This window comes from Streptomyces sp. NPDC006197 (assembly GCF_040613865.1).
Lineage (GTDB): Bacteria > Actinomycetota > Actinomycetes > Streptomycetales > Streptomycetaceae > Streptomyces.
Window position 1 is genome coordinate 1 of sequence record NZ_JBEXSZ010000007.1, and the last position, 15743, is coordinate 15743.

At 71.6% G+C, this 15743-nt stretch carries 16 protein-coding genes, 1 pseudogene and 1 riboswitch; of the genes and pseudogenes, 6 read left to right on the forward strand and 11 right to left on the reverse strand.

Translation table 11 applies throughout. From position 1 onward, the window contains the following. Window positions 1-147: 147 nt before the first annotated feature. The 4 genes from ABZ318_RS03375 (at window position 148) to ABZ318_RS03390 (ending at window position 3872) form a co-directional block, all read left to right on the forward strand. Window positions 148-888 (forward strand): MerR family transcriptional regulator, encoded by a 741-nt coding sequence (locus ABZ318_RS03375; RefSeq protein ID WP_356900807.1) that lies wholly within the window; start codon window positions 148-150, stop codon window positions 886-888. 21 nt (window positions 889-909) lie between these two features. Beyond that, window positions 910-1065, forward strand: coding sequence for a hypothetical protein (locus ABZ318_RS03380; protein ID WP_356900808.1), 156 nt, complete (start codon window positions 910-912; stop codon window positions 1063-1065). Between the two features lie 109 nt (window positions 1066-1174). Further along, complete coding sequence (locus tag ABZ318_RS03385; protein WP_356900809.1) at window positions 1175-2386, forward strand: PP2C family protein-serine/threonine phosphatase; 1212 nt, start codon at window positions 1175-1177, stop codon at window positions 2384-2386. 212 nt (window positions 2387-2598) lie between these two features. Further along, window positions 2599-2763: riboswitch (cyclic di-AMP (ydaO/yuaA leader) on the forward strand. An 11-nt stretch (window positions 2764-2774) separates the two neighbouring features. Further along, entirely contained in the window at window positions 2775-3872 is a 1098-nt protein-coding gene (locus ABZ318_RS03390) for a M23 family metallopeptidase (RefSeq protein WP_356900810.1), read from the forward strand. A gap of 87 nt (window positions 3873-3959) precedes the next feature. On the opposite strand, the pseudogene ABZ318_RS03395 reads toward ABZ318_RS03390, so the two are convergent. The 6 genes and pseudogenes from ABZ318_RS03395 to ABZ318_RS03420 form a co-directional block, all read right to left on the reverse strand. Further along, a pseudogene (locus ABZ318_RS03395) lies at window positions 3960-4592 on the reverse strand (serine/threonine-protein kinase); the annotation flags it as partial. Window positions 4593-4737: 145 nt separating this feature from the next. Further along, on the reverse strand, window positions 4738-6027 hold the full coding sequence (locus ABZ318_RS03400) for an aldolase/citrate lyase family protein (RefSeq protein WP_356900811.1): 1290 nt from the start codon (window positions 6025-6027) through the stop codon (window positions 4738-4740). 156 nt (window positions 6028-6183) lie between these two features. Then, window positions 6184-7146 carry an electron transfer flavoprotein subunit alpha/FixB family protein gene (locus ABZ318_RS03405; RefSeq protein ID WP_356900812.1) on the reverse strand — a complete coding sequence of 321 codons (963 nt, stop codon included), beginning with the start codon at window positions 7144-7146 and terminating at the stop codon, window positions 6184-6186. 63 nt (window positions 7147-7209) lie between these two features. Continuing rightward, window positions 7210-7995, reverse strand: a complete 786-nt coding sequence (locus tag ABZ318_RS03410) for an electron transfer flavoprotein subunit beta/FixA family protein (protein ID WP_356900813.1) — start codon at window positions 7993-7995, stop codon at window positions 7210-7212. Window positions 7996-8195: 200 nt separating this feature from the next. Further along, complete coding sequence (locus tag ABZ318_RS03415) at window positions 8196-8720, reverse strand: flavin reductase family protein (protein ID WP_356900899.1); 525 nt, start codon at window positions 8718-8720, stop codon at window positions 8196-8198. A gap of 230 nt (window positions 8721-8950) precedes the next feature. Continuing rightward, complete coding sequence (locus tag ABZ318_RS03420) at window positions 8951-9262, reverse strand: thioredoxin family protein (RefSeq protein ID WP_030686007.1); 312 nt, start codon at window positions 9260-9262, stop codon at window positions 8951-8953. Window positions 9263-9485: 223 nt separating this feature from the next. Between ABZ318_RS03420 and ABZ318_RS03425 the strand changes: the two genes are divergently transcribed. After that, the gene (locus ABZ318_RS03425) at window positions 9486-10208 is read left to right on the forward strand and encodes a lysophospholipid acyltransferase family protein (protein ID WP_093877349.1); all 723 of its coding nucleotides are present in this window, start codon (window positions 9486-9488) and stop codon (window positions 10206-10208) included. Between the two features lie 30 nt (window positions 10209-10238). On the opposite strand, the gene ABZ318_RS03430 is transcribed toward ABZ318_RS03425, so the two are convergent. The 5 genes from ABZ318_RS03430 to ABZ318_RS03450 form a co-directional block, all read right to left on the reverse strand. After that, window positions 10239-10838, reverse strand: a complete 600-nt coding sequence (locus ABZ318_RS03430) for a transglutaminase family protein (RefSeq protein WP_356900814.1) — start codon at window positions 10836-10838, stop codon at window positions 10239-10241. A gap of 74 nt (window positions 10839-10912) precedes the next feature. Then, window positions 10913-11992 carry a low specificity L-threonine aldolase gene (locus ABZ318_RS03435; RefSeq protein WP_356900815.1) on the reverse strand — a complete coding sequence of 360 codons (1080 nt, stop codon included), beginning with the start codon at window positions 11990-11992 and terminating at the stop codon, window positions 10913-10915. Beyond that, complete coding sequence (locus ABZ318_RS03440; RefSeq protein WP_356900900.1) at window positions 11989-12750, reverse strand: SDR family NAD(P)-dependent oxidoreductase; 762 nt, start codon at window positions 12748-12750, stop codon at window positions 11989-11991. Before ABZ318_RS03440 ends, ABZ318_RS03435 begins: the two co-directional genes overlap by 4 nt. A 50-nt stretch (window positions 12751-12800) precedes the next feature. Next, window positions 12801-14207, reverse strand: a complete 1407-nt coding sequence (locus ABZ318_RS03445) for a DUF6421 family protein (RefSeq protein ID WP_356900816.1) — start codon at window positions 14205-14207, stop codon at window positions 12801-12803. Window positions 14208-14364: 157 nt separating this feature from the next. Then, window positions 14365-14916: a GNAT family N-acetyltransferase gene (locus tag ABZ318_RS03450; protein WP_356900817.1), complete on the reverse strand. Its 552-nt coding sequence runs from the start codon at window positions 14914-14916 to the stop codon at window positions 14365-14367. A gap of 170 nt (window positions 14917-15086) precedes the next feature. Between ABZ318_RS03450 and ABZ318_RS03455 the strand changes: the two genes are divergently transcribed. Beyond that, window positions 15087-15713: a DUF5134 domain-containing protein gene (locus ABZ318_RS03455; protein WP_356900818.1), complete on the forward strand. Its 627-nt coding sequence runs from the start codon at window positions 15087-15089 to the stop codon at window positions 15711-15713. Window positions 15714-15743 lie beyond the last annotated feature (30 nt).

Consider the following 15743-nt stretch of genomic DNA (forward strand, 5'->3'; position numbering starts at 1 on the left):
TCATAACCCAGAGGTCGCAGGTTCAAATCCTGTCCCCGCTACTCAGTAGCAACGAAGGCCCGGATCCAGTCACTGGATCCGGGCCTTCGTCGTGTGCGCGGATGTCGGCTTGACCTTGACGTTACGTCAAGATCTAGCGTTCTCGGCATGGAGTGGTCGATCCAGGAGATCGCCAGGAAGGCCGGCACCACCAGCCGCACCCTCCGGCACTACGGAGAGCGCGGACTGCTGGAGCCGAGCCGGATCGGCGCGAACGGTTACCGGTACTACGACCAGGCGGCGCTCGTGCGGCTGCAGCGGATCCTGCTGCTGCGCGAGCTGGGGCTCTCGCTGCCCGCCATCGCCGAGGTCCTCGCGGGGCAGCGGGACGCCTCCGCCGCCCTGCGCACCCATCTCGCCCTCCTGGAACAGGAGCGCGAGCGCATCGGACGCCAGATCGCGTCGGTGCGGACCACTCTGCGGAAGACCGAGAGGGGAGAGGAACTCATGGCCGACGAGGTGTTCGACGGTTTCGACCACACGCGGTACGAGGAGGAGGTCACCGAGCGCTGGGGTCGCCACGCGTACGAGGAGGGCGACCGCTGGTGGCGCTCGCTCACGGACGCGCAGAAGAAGGCGTTCATGGACGAGCAGGCCGGCATCGCCCGCGACTTCGGGAAGGCGGCGCGAGACGGCCTGGCCGCCGACAGCGACGAGGTGCAGGCGATTGCGCGGCGCCAGGTCGCGTGGCTGTCGACGACCGTGACGCCGAGCAAGGAGTACCTGATCGGCCTCGGGCAGATGTACGTCGACGACCCGCGGTTCACCGCGAACTACGACAAGCACGGCGAGGGCACCGCGGTCCTCGTCCGGGACGCGATGAAGGTCTACGCGGAGCGGAACCTCTGAGGGACCCGTCCGAAGTGAACGGTGGCCGAGACCGCGCCCGCCTTCGCGCAGTCGCTGCCGACGCTGATCGCCGCCTCGCTCGCGACGGGCGCGGGGCCGCTGCTGTGTGCGGTGGGTCTGGGGTGCGCGGCGGCGATGGCGCTCCTCGCCCGGGGCGGGCGGATCGCGGCCGGCTGACCCCGTACGCCACTCGGCCCCGTGGGAGTCGCCGCCCCCGGCGGCGGCGGCCACCCTGGGAGGGCGCGGTGCGGACCGCGGCCGGGTCGGACCGGGCAGGAGAGCACAGGTGGGGAACCCCCTAGGAGCGGCGGGCGGAGGGCGGCGGGGCGGCGAGGGCCGCCCCGAGTACGGCGGTGCCCGGCGGTTCATCCGCGCGCTGCCCTCGCTGGTCATCGTGGGCGGTGTCGTCTTCGACCTGGCGACCCCGCCCGCGTACACGGCGTCGCCGCTCTTCTCCGCCGCCCCGCTGATCGCCGCGCCCTTCTTCTCGACGCTGACCACCCTCCTCACCGGGATCGCCGCCGTCCTCGCCTCCGTGGGGCTGCACCTCTACAACGGCACGGCCGACGAGGTCCCGGCCCTCACCGAGACCCTGACCGTCCTCACCGTCTCCGCGCTCGCCCTCCTCATCAACCGGGTCGTGCGCCGCAGCGGCGAGCGGCTCGCCTCGGCGCGGGTCATCGCCGAGACCGCGCAGAAGGCGGTGCTGCCGACGCCCGCCGAGCGGATCGGCGGACTGCAGTGCGCGGCGCGGTACGAGGCGGCGCAGGCCGACGCGTTCATCGGCGGCGACCTGTTCGCCGTCCAGGACACCCCGCACGGGGTGCGGCTCGTGGTCGGGGACGTCCGGGGCAAGGGGATGGACGCGGTCGAGGCCGTCGCCGTCGTCATCGGGGCCTTCCGGGAGGCGGCCGAGCAGGAGCGGACCCTGGAGGGTGTGGCGCAGCGCCTGGAGCGGGCCCTGGCCCGGGAGGGCACCCGCCGGCACGGGCTTGACGCCTTCGAGGGGTTCACCACGGCCGTCCTGGCCGAGATCCCGCGCACCGACGGGAGCGGGACCTTCGGCGGTTTCGTACGGGTCGTCAACAGGGGGCACCCGCCGCCGCTGATGCTGCACGCGGACGGGCGCCTCGAGACGCTGGAGCCGGGCGAGGCGGCGCTGCCGCTCGGCATGGGCGACCTGGCGGCGTGGCCGGACCGGGCGGAGGCGCGGCCGTTCCCGCCGGGCGCGACGCTGCTCTTCTACACGGACGGCCTCTCGGAGGCGCGGAACGCGCAGGGCGTCTTCTACGATCCGGCGGCGCGTCTCGCCGGCCGGATCTTCCCGGGGCCCGAGGAGCTGCTCGACGCGCTCGTGGACGACGTACGGCTCCACACGGGCGGCGGGTCGACGGACGACATGGCGCTGCTCGCGGTGAGCCGCCCGGCGACGGGGCAGCCCGAGCGGCGCCGGACGATGCCGGTGGTGCCGCCGGGCGGGTCCGGTCACCGGCCGTAGTCGCAGGGTGTCACTGCGATAACAATTGACATAACGTCAGATCGTGAGGGTTTCGCCCTTGCCGCTTCACACCTCTCTGAAGGGGGGTCAACTCGGGCGATACACCATCAATTCAATGAATGATCAAGGGGGACGGCTTGGAATCGGGACCCCCTGTCTATTAACGTTCGATAACGCAGCGCGGTCGTCCCAGCCGTCGCAAGAGGCGGCACCGTGCGCACGCGCCGAATCCTGAAAAGGAACCGGGGAACCACCACTTGGGGTGAATCGGGCCCCTTCGCACCCGTGTGAACCACGCACGCGCGCGGTCGAGCCCGTAGGAGACCTTCCTGCTCCGAACCCGTCAGCTAACCCGGTAGGCGAGAAGGAAGGAAAGGAGCGCGCCCCCGTGGCGTCCAACACTCCCGCACCCGAAGCCCCCTTCGATGCCTTCGGCAGCGGTGCGGGCCCCGCCGCCCCCGACACCGAGTGGAACCCCACCGAGAGTTCCCTCCGCGCCGAGAGCCGCTCCGGCGGTCGGCACCGGGTCGTCAAGCAGCGCTCCAACTTCGCCCGCTCCTCCACCGTCCTCGGCGTCGGCGTCATCGCGGCCGTCGGCGCGGGCGGCCTCGCCACCGCGCAGGAGAAGCCCCCGGTCGCCATATCGCTGCCGGACCTCCCCGACCTGGACCTGCCGGACGCCCACGACCTCCCCGGCGTCGGCGACCTCCTCCCCGAGGAGGACAACGCGCCCGTCACCGCGGCCCGCACCAACCCGAACCCGCTCACCGCCGCCACCTACACCACCGCGGCCGACCAGGCGACCGGACAGGCCGAGCAGACCGCCGCCCCCGCCGCGGGCGAGGCCCTGCGCGCCCGCATCCTCCAGCAGGCCGAGCAGCAGCAGGCCTCCGCCGACGCCGCCGAGAAGGCCGCCGCGGAGAAGGCCGCGGCCGAGAAGGCCGCCGCGGAGGCCGTGGCCAAGGAAGCCGCCGCGGAGAAGGCGGCCGCCGAGGCGAAGGCGAAGGCCGAGGCGGAAGCCAAGGCCAAGGCGGAGGCGGAAGCCGCCGCGAAGGCCGAGGCCGAGCGCCTCGCCCAGCTCGCCGCCAGCTACTCGCTGCCGGTCTCCTCGTACACCCTCACCGCCACCTACATGCAGTCCGGCTCGATGTGGTCCTCCGGCTACCACACCGGCCTCGACTTCGCCGCGCCCACGGGCACCCCGCTCAAGGCGGTCCACGGCGCGACCGTCAAGTCGGCGGGCTGGTCCGGCTCCTACGGCTACCGGATCGTCCTGGAGCTGGAGGACGGCACCGAGGTCTGGTACTGCCACCTCTCGTCCATGCTGGTCAGCGCCGGCCAGACCGTCTCCACCGGCGAGACCGTCGGCCGCGTCGGCGCCACCGGCAACGTCACCGGCGCCCACCTCCACATGGAGGTCCACACGGCCGGCGGCGACGGCATCGACCCGGCGTCCTGGCTCCGCTCCAAGGGCCTGAGCCTCTGACCTCCGGGGCTCGCACGGAATAGGCCCGGCGGCGGGAGCGGTTGATCCACGCATGACCTCCCTCCGCCGACTGGGCACCTCCGACACCACGATGGCGTTCAGGGTCTGCCAGGTGGAGGTGCGGCGGAACGGGGAGGCGCCCTCGACGGCCGCGTACAGGGTGGCGCCGAGCGCCCAGACGTCCGAGGCGGGCCCCGGCTGCTGCCCCTGGGCGCGCTCGGGCGCCAGGTAGTCGAGCGAGCCGACGATCTCTCCGCTGCGGGTCAGATGGGTGGCGGAGCCGTCGCCGGGGTCGTCCATCGTGGCGATGCCGAAGTCGGTGAGGACGACCCGGCCCCCGCGGTCGAGGAGCACGTTGCCGGGCTTCACGTCGCGGTGGAGCACGCCCACGTCGTGGGCGGCGGCCAGCGCCTCCAGGACGGCGGCGCCGATCTGCGCGGCCTCCCTGGGGTCGAGGGTGCCGCGTTCGCCGAGGACGCCGTCGAGGGAGGGGCCGTCGACGAGTTCCATGACGATGACGGGGCGGCCCTCGTGCTCGGTCACGTCGTGGACGGCGATGACTCCGGGGTGCCGGACCCGGGCGGCCGCTCGCGCCTCGCGCTGCATCCGCAGCCGCAGGTCCTCCAGTTCGGGGCCCGACGCGTCGTTGTAGGTGCGCAGTTCCTTGACGGCCACCTCACGGCCGAGGACCTCGTCGACCGCGCGCCAGACGACGCCCATGCCGCCGCGCCCGAGTTGCCGCACCGTTCTGTAGCGGCCCGCGAGCCGCTCGTACTCCCCCGATGACACCGATGCCCCGTTCCCTGTGGCTGCGTTGGACGCGTACAGGGTACGGGGCGGCGGTGGACTCCCTGTGGGGGACCGGCTACTGGGCGGTCGCCGTCAGGTCGCCTCGGCGCGGGGCGGCGAAGCGCTCGAGGTCGGCGCGGGTCATGCCGGTGAGGGCGTCGACCTCGGCGGTGTCGAGGGCGCCGCACTGGAGGCCGCGCAGCAGGTAGGAGGAGAGGGCCTTGGCGGTGGCGGGCTCGTCCATGACGTCGCCGCCGGCGTGGTTGGCGTAGGCGGAGAGGCGCTTGGCGGCGGTCTCGAAGCCCTCGCGGTAGAAGGCGAAGACGGCGGCGTAGCGGGTGGGGATGTGGCCGGGGTGCATGTCCCAGCCCTGGTAGTAGGCGCGGGAGAGGGCGCGGCGGGTGAGGCCGTAGTGCAGGCGCCAGGCCTCGTGGACGTGCTCGGTGGAGCCGACGGGGAGGACGTTGGTGGAGCCGTCGGAGACGCGGACGCCGGTGCCGGCGGCGGCGACCTGCATGATCGCCTTGGCGTGGTCGGCGGCCGGGTGGTCGCTGGCCTGGTAGGCGGCGGAGACGCCGAGGCAGGCGCTGTAGTCGAAGGTGCCGTAGTGCAGTCCGGTGGCGCGGCCCTCGGCGGCGCCGATCATGCGGGCGACGGCGGCGGTGCCGTCGCTGGCGAGGATGGACTGGCTGGTCTCGATCTGGATCTCGAAGCCGAGGCGGCCCGCGTCGAGGCCGTGGGCCTTCTCGAAGGACTCCAGGAGGCGGACGAAGGCGGAGACCTGCTCGGGGTAGGTGACCTTGGGGAGGGTGAGGACGAGGCCGTCGGGGAGGCCGCCGTTCTCCAGGAGGCCGGTGAGGAAGACGTCGGTGGTGCGGATGCCCCGGTCGCGTACGGCGGCCTCCATGCACTTCATCCGGATGCCCATGTACGGGGCGGCGGTGCCGTTCTCGTACGCCTCCGAGATCAGGCGGGCGGCGCGGGCCGCGTCCTGGTCCTCGTCCTGGCCCGCGTAGCCGTCCTCGAAGTCGACGCGGAGGTCCTCGATGGGCTCGCGCTCCAGCTTGGCGCGCACGCGGCCGTAGACGTCCTCGGCGAGGTCGTCGGAGAGGCCGAGGACGGCGGCGAAGGAGGCGGCGTCGGGGGCGTGCTCGTCGAGGGCGGCGAGGGCCTGGTCGCCCCAGGAGCGGATGGTGTCGGCGTCGAAGGCGTTGCCCGGGACGTAGACGGTGTGGACGGGCTGGCGGGTGCCCGGGTCCCCCGGGTAGCGGCGGTCGAGCTCGGCGTCCACCGCTGCGAGGGAGGCGCTGATGCCCTCGCTGACCGCGCCCGCGAGGCTCGTCGACACCTTCTCCTGCTGACCCATCCTGCATCCTCCTGTTTTCCGCTTCACGGAATCAACAATCCGTATAGCGAAGTTAGTAGGCGGCCGGGACCTGCGTCAATGGTTGTCCGAAACGGCCGGGGGCCGCACGGCGACAGATCGCCGTGCGGCCCCCGGGACCGACAGAACCGCAGGTCATCAGCCCTTGCGGGACTTGACCTCTTCGGTGAGCTGCGGGACGACGTCGAAGAGGTCGCCGACGACGCCGTAGTCGACGAGGTCGAAGATCGGAGCCTCGGCGTCCTTGTTGATGGCGACGATGGTCTTCGAGGTCTGCATGCCCGCGCGGTGCTGGATCGCGCCGGAGATGCCGGAGGCGATGTACAGCTGCGGGGAGACCGACTTGCCGGTCTGGCCGACCTGGTTGGAGTGCGGGTACCAGCCGGCGTCGACGGCGGCGCGCGAGGCGCCGACGGCGGCACCGAGGGAGTCGGCGAGGGCCTCGATGATCGCGAAGTTCTCGGCGCCGTTGACGCCGCGGCCGCCGGAGACCACGATCGCGGCCTCGGTCAGCTCGGGGCGGCCGGTCGACTCGCGCGGGGTGCGGGAGGTGACCTTGGTGCCGGTGGCCTTCTCCGAGAAGGAGACGGTCAGCGCCTCGACGGCGCCGGCGGCCGGGGCGGCCTCCACGGGGGCCGAGTTCGGCTTGACCGTGATGACCGGAGTGCCCTTGGAGACGCGGGACTTGGTGGTGAAGGAGGCGGCGAACGCGGACTGCGTCGCGACCGGGCCCTCGTCACCGGCCTCCAGGTCCACGGCGTCGGTGATGATGCCGGAGCCGATGCGCACCGCGAGGCGGGCGGCGATCTCCTTGCCCTCGGCGGAGGACGGGACGAGCACGGCGGCCGGGGAGACGGCGTCGTAGGCGGCCTGCAGGGCCTCGACCTTGGGGACGACGAGGTAGTCGGCGAACTCGGCGGCCTCGGCCGTCAGGACGCGGGTGGCGCCGTGCTCGCCGAGGACGGCGGCGGTGTCGGCGGCGCCGTTGCCCAGCGCGACGGCGACCGGCTCGCCGAGGCGGCGGGCGAGGGTCAGCAGCTCCAGGGTGGGCTTGCGGACGGCTCCGTCGACGTGGTCGACGTAGACGAGAATCTCAGCCATGGGACTTCAATCTCCTGCGAACGAAAAGGGGGCGGACTTCAGCGGCTCGCGCGAGCCCAGCGGCTAGATGAACTTCTGGCTCGCGAGGAACTCGGCCAGCTGCTTGCCGCCCTCGCCCTCGTCCTTGACGATCGTGCCGGCGGTGCGGGCCGGACGCTCGGCGGCGGAGTCGACCGCGGTCCACGCGCCCTCCAGGCCGACCTCCTCGGCCTCGATCTCGAGGTCGGAGAGGTCCAGGGACTCCACCGGCTTCTTCTTGGCGGCCATGATGCCCTTGAAGGACGGGTAGCGGGCCTCGCCCGACTGGTCCGTCACGGAGACGACGGCCGGAAGCGAGGCCTGGAGCTGCTCGGAGGCGGTGTCGCCGTCGCGGCGGCCGGTGACGACGCCGTCCTCGATCTTGACCTCGGAGAGCAGGGTGACCTGCGGGACGCCCAGGCGCTCGGCGAGGATGGCCGGGAGGACACCCATGGTGCCGTCGGTGGAGGCCATGCCGGCGATGACGACGTCGTAGCCGATCTTCTCGATCGCCTTGGCCAGCACCAGCGAGGTGCCCATGACGTCGGTGCCGTGCAGGTCGTCGTCCTCGACGTGGACGGCCTTGTCGGCGCCCATGGACAGCGCCTTGCGCAGCGCGTCCTTGGCGTCCTCGGGACCGACGGTGAGGACGGTGACCTCGGCGTCGTCGGCCTCCTCGGAGATCTGGAGCGCCTGCTCGACCGCGTACTCGTCGAGCTCCGACAGCAGGCCGTCGACGTCGTCGCGGTCCACCGTCAGGTCATCGGCGAAGTGCCGGTCGCCGGTGGCGTCGGGCACGTACTTCACACAGACAACGATCCTCAAGCTCACGCCGGCTCTCCTACTGCATCGGTCATAACTGGGCTGCCTTGTTGCTCGCAGCATAGGCGCCTGAAGGGCGGGTTTCCGGTCGGGGCGCCTGACGCCCCGACCGGAATATTACTCGTCAGTACACCCAGTTCGTTACCGCTGAGCAAGCGCTCAGGCATGTGACCTTGCCAACGCGCGGAGAGCGGCGCGCACGGGAACCCTCAGTCGCGCAGGGCGTTGAAGCGGCCGTGGTGGTAGAGCAACGGCCGGCCCGCCCCGTCCGGGTCCCCGGCGACCGCCTGCGCGATGACGATCCGGTGGTCCCCGGCGGGCACGCGGGCCACCACCCGGCAGACCAGCCAGGCGAGGACGCCGTCGAGGACCGGCACACCCTCGGGACCGACGCTCCAGCGGGTCCCCTCGCCGAAGCGGTCGGCGCCGCTGCGCGCGAAGGTGGCCGCGAGCTCCTGCTGGTGCTCGCCGAGTATGTGGACGCCGATGAACTCGGCCTCGGAGACCACGGGCCAGCTGGAGGAGCCCGTGCCCACCCCGAAGGAGATCAGCGGGGGGTCGGCGGCGACGGAGTTGAGCGAGGTGGCGGTGAACCCGACGGGCCGCTCACCGTGCGCGGTGATGACCGCGACGCCGGCCGCGTGCCGGCGGAAGACCGAGCGGAGCAGATCGGGTGAGGCCTGTCGGGGTGCGCCGATCACGGGAACGGTACGGAGCTCGGGCGAAACCGTCATGGAGTTGTCCTTCTGCGAGGGCGTCATGAGGGAGGTCCTGGAGTGGTCAGACACCCGGACAGCGCGCGCTCGCGTTGCGGGCCAGGTCCACGTGGGCCCGGCCGTAGAGAAGGAGTTCCATGGTCACTCCGTCAGGGTGACGATCGGTGGACGGTGCAGTCAAGTGCGTACCGGGATGTGGGAGAAGTGTCACGACGTCAGACGGCCCGGCCCAGGACGGCGTCACCACGTCAGACGGCCCGGCCGAGAGCGGCGATGACGTCCGCCCTGCGGGGCTGTCCGGCGGCCCTGCGGACGACGCGCCCGGCGGCGTCGAGGACGAGGACGGTGGGGGTGCGGGCGATGCCGAGCTCGCGCACGAGGTCGAGGCGCTCCTCGGCGTCGATCTCCACGTGTCCCACGCCCGGCACCATGGCGGCGACCTCGGCGAGGGTGCGGCGGGTGGCGCGGCAGGGCTGACAGAAGGCCGTCGAGAACTGGACGAGGGTGGCCCTCTCCCCCAGCGCGGCGCCGAGCGCCTCCGGCCCCAGGACCTCGGTCATCCCACTCCCCTTCGCTCTCCCGTTCCTCAGGTGCAGCGTCGCACGGGGTCGATCGATTCCCGCCATGACCACCGCGAGTGACGAGAATCTCCCCGTACGAAGCCGTCTGGACTGGTCACGGGGCCCCACATGGGGCACGATCTGCCCAAAGCCGAAAACCTACGGCCGCGTAACTTCGCCGGGAGAACCCGCTCCGGGCACATGAAGAAGAGGTTCCTCTCCGATGGCAGAACTCGTCTATCGACCGGTCATCGGCGCCGCTCTGACCATGTTCAAGGCGCTCGACCTGAAGATCGACACGCAGGGTTCGGAAAACATCCCGCGCACCGGCGGCGCGGTGCTCGTGAGCAATCACATCAGCTACCTGGACTTCATCTTCACCGGCCTCGCGGCCCTCCCCCAGAAGCGTCTGGTGCGCTTCATGGCGAAGGACTCGGTCTTCAAGCACAAGATCTCGGGACCGCTCATGCGCGGCATGAAGCACATCCCGGTGGACCGCGCCCAGGGCGAGCACGCCTACAAGCACGCCCTGGAGTCGCTGCGGGCCGGCGAGATCATCGGCGTCTTCCCCGAGGCGACCATCTCGCAGTCCTTCACGCTGAAGGGCTTCAAGACGGGTGCGGCGCGCCTGGCGCAGGAGGCGGGCGTCCCGCTGATCCCGATGGCGCTGTGGGGCACCCAGCGGCTGTGGACGAAGGGCCGGCCGCGGAACTTCAAGCGGAGCCACATCCCGGTGACCATCCGCGTCGGGGAGCCGGTCGAGGCCCCCGCCGACCAGTACGCGGGCGCGATCACGCGGCGGCTGCGCGAGCGCGTCCAGGAGCTCCTGGAGGCCGCGCAGCGCGCCTACCCGGTCCGCCCCAAGGACGCGGGCGACACGTGGTGGGTGCCCGCCCACCTGGGTGGTACGGCTCCGACGCCGGCCCAGGTCAAGGAAGCCGGCTGACGGAACCGTTTCTCCCCGCCGCCCCAGGGGTCAGAGCTCCGTGGGCAGCGTCCGGTCGAGGTAGGGGCGGTCCGGGGCGGCCTTCAGGGCGCCCAGGACAGCCGGGTGCGGTTCGGCGTACAGCTCGGGATAGTCCAGCTCGCCGAGCTCCGGTCGCACGGGCCAGGCCAGCCGCTCCTCCCCCAGCGAGAAGCGGGCGTCGATGCCCGGCTTGTTCCCCCGTACGTCCTGGCGGGCCCAGGCGCTCTCGCCGGGCAGCAGGAGGGCGACCAGGCCGTGGATCGCCGGGTCCGAGCCGTCGTCCTCGGTGAGCCGCTGGTAGCAGAGGGCCGCCGGGGTGCCACGGGCCCGCAGGAGCGCGGCGTACGCGAAGGACTTGGCGTAGCAGATGCCGGTGCGCTGCTCCAGGACGTCGGAGGCGCGCCAGGTGACGCGGGGATCGCCGGAGTCCATGGAGTGCGGGATGGTGTCGCGGACGTACGCGAAGGCCGCTTCGGCGTATGAGTATGCGTCGGGGTGATCGCCGGCGAGGCGGTCGGACACTTCCCTGACGAGGGGGTGCTCATGGTCGACGGTCTCGCTCGCCGCGAGGTATGCGTCGATGTCAGGGTTCTGCTGGATGAGTTCCATGCGGGATGACCCTATGAAGACGGCCGGACGGAGTCAATGACTTTCCGTCCGGCCGTATATTCATTCACCGAAGGCTAGCGGGACAGCTCTTCCTTCAGCGCCTGGAGGAAGGCGTCCACGTCGTCCTCCGTGGTGTCGAAGGCGCACATCCAGCGGACATCGCCGGCGGCCTCGTCCCAGAAGTAGAAGCGGAAGCGTTCCTGCAGGCGTCGGCTCACCTCGTGCGGGAGGCGGGCGAAGACCGCGTTGGCCTGCACCGGGTAGAGGATCTCCACCCCGTCGAGCTCGCGCACGCCGGCGGCGAGACGCTGGGCCATCGCGTTGGCGTGGCGGGCGTTGCGCAGCCACAGGTCCTTCGAGAGAAGGGCCTCCAGCTGCACCGACACGAAGCGCATCTTCGAGGCGAGCTGCATGGACAGCTTGCGCAGGTGCTTCATGTGGCTGACCGCGTCGGGGTTGAGCACGACGACGGCCTCGCCGAAGAGCATGCCGTTCTTCGTACCGCCGTACGAGATCACGTCCACGCCGACCGCGTTGGTGAACGCGCGCATCGGCACGTCCAGCGAGGCGGCCGCGTTGGCTATCCGGGCCCCGTCGAGGTGCACCTTCATGCCCTTGGCGTGGGCGTGCTCCACGATCGCGCGGATCTCCTCCACCGTGTAGACGGTGCCGAGCTCCGTGTTCTGGGTGATCGAGACGACCTGGGGCATCGCCCGGTGCTCGTCCTCCCAGCCCCAGGCCTGCCGGTCGATCAGCTCGGGGGTGAGCTTGCCGTCGGGGGTCGGGACGGTGAGCAGCTTGAGGCCGCCCATCCGCTCCGGCGCGCCGCCCTCGTCCACGTTGATGTGGGCGGTCTCGGCGCAGATGACGGCGCCCCAGCGGTCGGTGAGCGCCTGGAGGGCCGTCACGTTCGCCCCGGTCCCGTTGAAGACCGGGAAGGCTTCGGCGGTGGGGCCGAAGTGGCTGTGCATGATCCGCTGGAGGTGCTCGGTGTACTGGTCCTCGCCGTAGGCGACCTGGTGGCCGCCGTTGGCGAGGGCGAGGGCCGCGAGGACCTCGGGGTGGGCGCCGGCGTAGTTGTCGCTGGCGAAGCCCCGGACCGACGGGTCGTGGTGACGACGCGCGTCGGTCCTGGGGCCGAGTGCCGCGGTCACGGCTTGGGGGTCAGCCACAGACGCTGTCCATTCACTTCCTGGGCGGGCTTGTCCCAGAGCCCGGCGATCTCGTCGGCCAGGTCCTTGACGTCGGTGAAGCCCGCGAACTTCGCGTTGGGGCGTTCGGCGCGCATCGCGTCGTGCACCAATGCCTTGATCACCAGGATGGCAGCCGCCGCCCGCGGGCCCTCGTCGCCCCCCAGCTTGCGGAACGAGTCGGCCATGGCGAGGGTCCAGGCCTCGGCGGCCGCCTTGCCGGCGTTGTACGCGGCGTTGTTGGCGACCGGCTTGGACGCGCCGGACTGGCTGACCAGGGCGTACCGGCCGCGCCCGCCGGCCCGCAGCAGCCCGTCGTGGAAGGCGAGCGAGGTGTGCTGGACCGTACGGATCAGGAGCTTCTCCAGGAAGTCCCAGTCCGCGAGGTCGCTCTCCGCGAAGGAGGGCGCTCCGCGCCAGCCGCCGACGAGGTGGACCAGGCCGTCGATCCGGCCGAACTCCTTCTCGGTCTTCGCCGCCCAGTCGCGCGTGGCGTCCAGGTCGAGGAGGTCGACCGTGTCGCCCACGACCTTGGCTCCGCCGTGCGCGTAGCGGGCGGCGTCGACGGCCTCCGCGAGGCGCGCCGGGTCGGCGTCGGAGGCGACGACCGTCGCGCCCGCCTCGGCGAGGCGCAGCAGCGTCGCGCGGCCGGCGGGACCGGCCGCGCCGGCGACCGCGATGACGGCGCCGTCGAGCGGCCCGCCGTTTCCGTTGGCGATCATGGGCGACGCCTCCTCGGTGCTCTCGGTCTCGGTGCTCTCGGTGAGGTCGCTCACGCGGCGGCCCGCTCGATGCTCGGGACGTCGGCGGCGGTGATCCCCTTGGTGTCGGCGATCACGCCCTTCAGCTTCTTGGCGAGGGCCTCAAAGAACATGCTGAGCGGAAACTCGTCCGGAAGCACGTCGTCGACGAGCTTGCGAGGCGGCAGGGAGAGGTCGAGGGCGTCGGGACCCTTGGCCCACTTCGAGCCCGGGTGCGGGGCGAGGTAGGTGGAGACGAACTCGTACGCCTTGAACCAGTGGACCAGCTTCGGGCGGTCGATGCCCTCGCGGTAGAGGGTCTCGATCTCGGAGCAGAGGCGGTTGGTGACCTCGGGGGCGCGGTCCCAGTCGATCGTGAGGATGTTGTCCGTCCAGCGCACCACGTCGTTCTTGTGGAGGTACGCGAAGAGGAGCTGGCCGCCCAGACCGTCGTAGTTGCGGTTGCGGTCGCCGGTGAGCGGGAAGCGGAACATCCGGTCGAAGAGGACGGCGTACTGCACGTCACGGCCGTGCGTGTTGCCCTCGGCCTCCAGCTTCACGGCCTCCTTGAAGGCGGTGAGGTCGCAGCGGAGCTCCTCCAGGCCGTACATCCAGAACGGCTGGCGCTGCTTGATCATGAAGGGGTCGAAGGGCAGGTCGCCGCGGCTGTGGGCGCGGTCGTGGACCAGGTCCCAGAGCGCGAAGGCCTGCTGGCAGCGGTTCTGGTCGCCGAGCATGACGGCGATGTCCTCGGGGAGCTTCACGCCGAGGGTGTCGACGGCGGCCTCGGTGACCTTGCGGAAGCGCGCGGCCTCGCGGTCGCAGAAGATGCCGCCCCAGGTGAAGCGCTCCGGGACCTCGCGGACGGCGACGGTCTCCGGGAAGAGGACGGCCGAGTTGGTGTCGTACCCGGCGGTGAAGTCCTCGAAGGTGATGCCGCAGAAGCCCGGGTTGTCGTAGCGGGTGCGCTCCAGCTCGGAGAGCCACTCCGGCCAGACCATGCGGAGCACGACGGCCTCGAAGTTGCGGTCCAGGTTGCCGTTCTGCGTGTACATCGGGAAGAGCACGAGGTGCTGGAGCCCGTCGGCGCGGCCGGCGGCCGGGTGGAACTCCATGAGGGAGTCCAGGAAGTCCGGGACGGCGAAGCCGCTCTCGACCCACTTGCGCAGGTCCGCGACGAGGGCGCGGTGGTAGGCGCCGTCGTGCGGGACGAGCGGGGAGAGCTGCTCCACGGCCGCGACCAGACGGTCCACGGTCAGCTCGACGAGCGCGCGGGCGGGGGCGCCCTCGGCCTCGAAGTCGATGGAGCCGTCCGCGGACTGCCAGGGGCGGATCTCCTCCACGGCATTCTTGAGCTCGGCCCAGGCCGGGTGGTCGATCACAGGGGCTTCGGTGGATATCCCCCCACCGGTCACGTCCTGCACAAGAATTTCCGTCATGCCTCTTCCTCCACAGGAGAACCTTGCGTCAAGACAACGTAACCATTGACGCTTCATCCCCACAAGGGGAGGCAAGAGAAATTATCCTGTGCGACCCCCCTGGCGGCAGAAGTTTTTCCTGTCAGCCAGGGTCGAAGCCACCCTTCCGTCGGATGGATCAGCTCAGCGGCTTGATCAGCAGCTCGAACTCCAGGTCGTCCCGCTGGGGCAGTCCGAAGCGCTCGTCGCCGTAGGGGAAGGGGGTCATCCGGCCCGTGCGCCGGTAGCCGCGCCGCTCGTACCAGGCGATCAGCTCCTCGCGGACGGAGATCACCGTCATGTGCATCTCCCGCACGTCCCACAGCTCGCGCACCCGGCGCTCGGCCTCCGCGATGATCTGCTTGCCCAGCCCCGCGCCCTGCAGCTCCGGGCGGACCGCGAACATGCCGAAGTAGGCGGCCTCGCCCCGGTGCTCCAGCTGGCAGCAGGCGACCAGCTCGCCGTCCCGCTCGACGACCAGGAGCCGGCTGCCGGGGGTGGTGATGACCGCGGTCACGCCCTCGGGGTCGGTGCGCTGCCCCTGGAGGATGTCCGCCTCCGTCGTCCAGCCGCCCCGGCTGGCGTCGCCCCGGTAGGCGGACTCCACGAGCGGGACGAGTGCCGGGACGTCGTCGAGGACCGCTTCGCGGTAGCTGATCCGGCCGGTCTCCTGGGACGTGGCGGTGTCCATGTAACGGGGCTCCCCTCGGGCGCTGACGATCGGCGTGCGCGATCGTCCCGAGCCTAACGCGCGCCTCCTTCGCTCCCCTCGTACACCTGTGCGCGCCCGTGCGCCCGCGTGCGGCTCCCGGGAGGCGGGCATTCCTCTCTGGACGGACGGCATCGAGGGGGAGGTGTGCCGTGCACGGACCGGTTCTGTCCGGGTGGTTACTGGTCGCGCTGTGCGCGGCGACGGGCGTGTACTGCCTGCTGCGGACGCGCGTCTGCGACGGCGAGGAGCGGCGGGCCGCGGCCGGCGAGGCGGTGATGGGGTTCGGGATGGCGGCCATGGCGCTGCCGGTCGCGGCCCTGACCCCGCCGGAGTGGGGCTGGACGGTGTTCGCGGCGGTGTTCGGCGCGGCGACGCTGCACGGCCTGCTGGCGGTCCGGCACGGCGGTCACCATCTGCACCATCTGGTGGGCTCGCTCGCCATGGTCTACATGGCGGTGGCGATGGCGGCGCCCGGCGCGGCGGGGGCGCACGCGGGACACGCGGCGGGGACGGCGGGCGGCATACCCGTGCTCACGGGCGGGCTCCTCCTCTATTACGTGGCGTACGTGCTCCGCTCGGGGGCCCGGCTCGTGCCGGTGGCGACGACTGCCAAGAGCGGCAGGGGCACGGCCTGGGCGACCGCCGGAAGCGGTATGGACACAGCCTGGGCGACCGGCGGCGGCGGGGGGCGCGCGTGGGCGACCCGGCCTGAGCTGACACACGCCTGCCGGCTCTCGATGGCGCTCGCGATGCTGGCGATGCTGGTGACCCTGTGACGCCCCCTGAGGACCTCACGGGATCCGGCC

Coding starts and splice junctions, on each gene's coding strand:
- ABZ318_RS03440 (WP_356900900.1), bottom strand. CDS start 12,750: ATGATCGCCAACGGAAACGGCGGGCCGCTCGACGGCGCCGTCATCGCG.
- ABZ318_RS03445 (WP_356900816.1), bottom strand. CDS start 14,207: ATGACGGAAATTCTTGTGCAGGACGTGACCGGTGGGGGGATATCCACC.
- ABZ318_RS03450 (WP_356900817.1), bottom strand. CDS start 14,916: ATGGACACCGCCACGTCCCAGGAGACCGGCCGGATCAGCTACCGCGAA.
- ABZ318_RS03430 (WP_356900814.1), bottom strand. CDS start 10,838: ATGGAACTCATCCAGCAGAACCCTGACATCGACGCATACCTCGCGGCG.
- ABZ318_RS03420 (WP_030686007.1), bottom strand. CDS start 9,262: ATGACCGAGGTCCTGGGGCCGGAGGCGCTCGGCGCCGCGCTGGGGGAG.
- ABZ318_RS03405 (WP_356900812.1), bottom strand. CDS start 7,146: ATGGCTGAGATTCTCGTCTACGTCGACCACGTCGACGGAGCCGTCCGC.
- ABZ318_RS03375 (WP_356900807.1), top strand. CDS start 148: ATGGAGTGGTCGATCCAGGAGATCGCCAGGAAGGCCGGCACCACCAGC.
- ABZ318_RS03425 (WP_093877349.1), top strand. CDS start 9,486: ATGGCAGAACTCGTCTATCGACCGGTCATCGGCGCCGCTCTGACCATG.
- ABZ318_RS03415 (WP_356900899.1), bottom strand. CDS start 8,720: ATGACGGTTTCGCCCGAGCTCCGTACCGTTCCCGTGATCGGCGCACCC.
- ABZ318_RS03400 (WP_356900811.1), bottom strand. CDS start 6,027: ATGGGTCAGCAGGAGAAGGTGTCGACGAGCCTCGCGGGCGCGGTCAGC.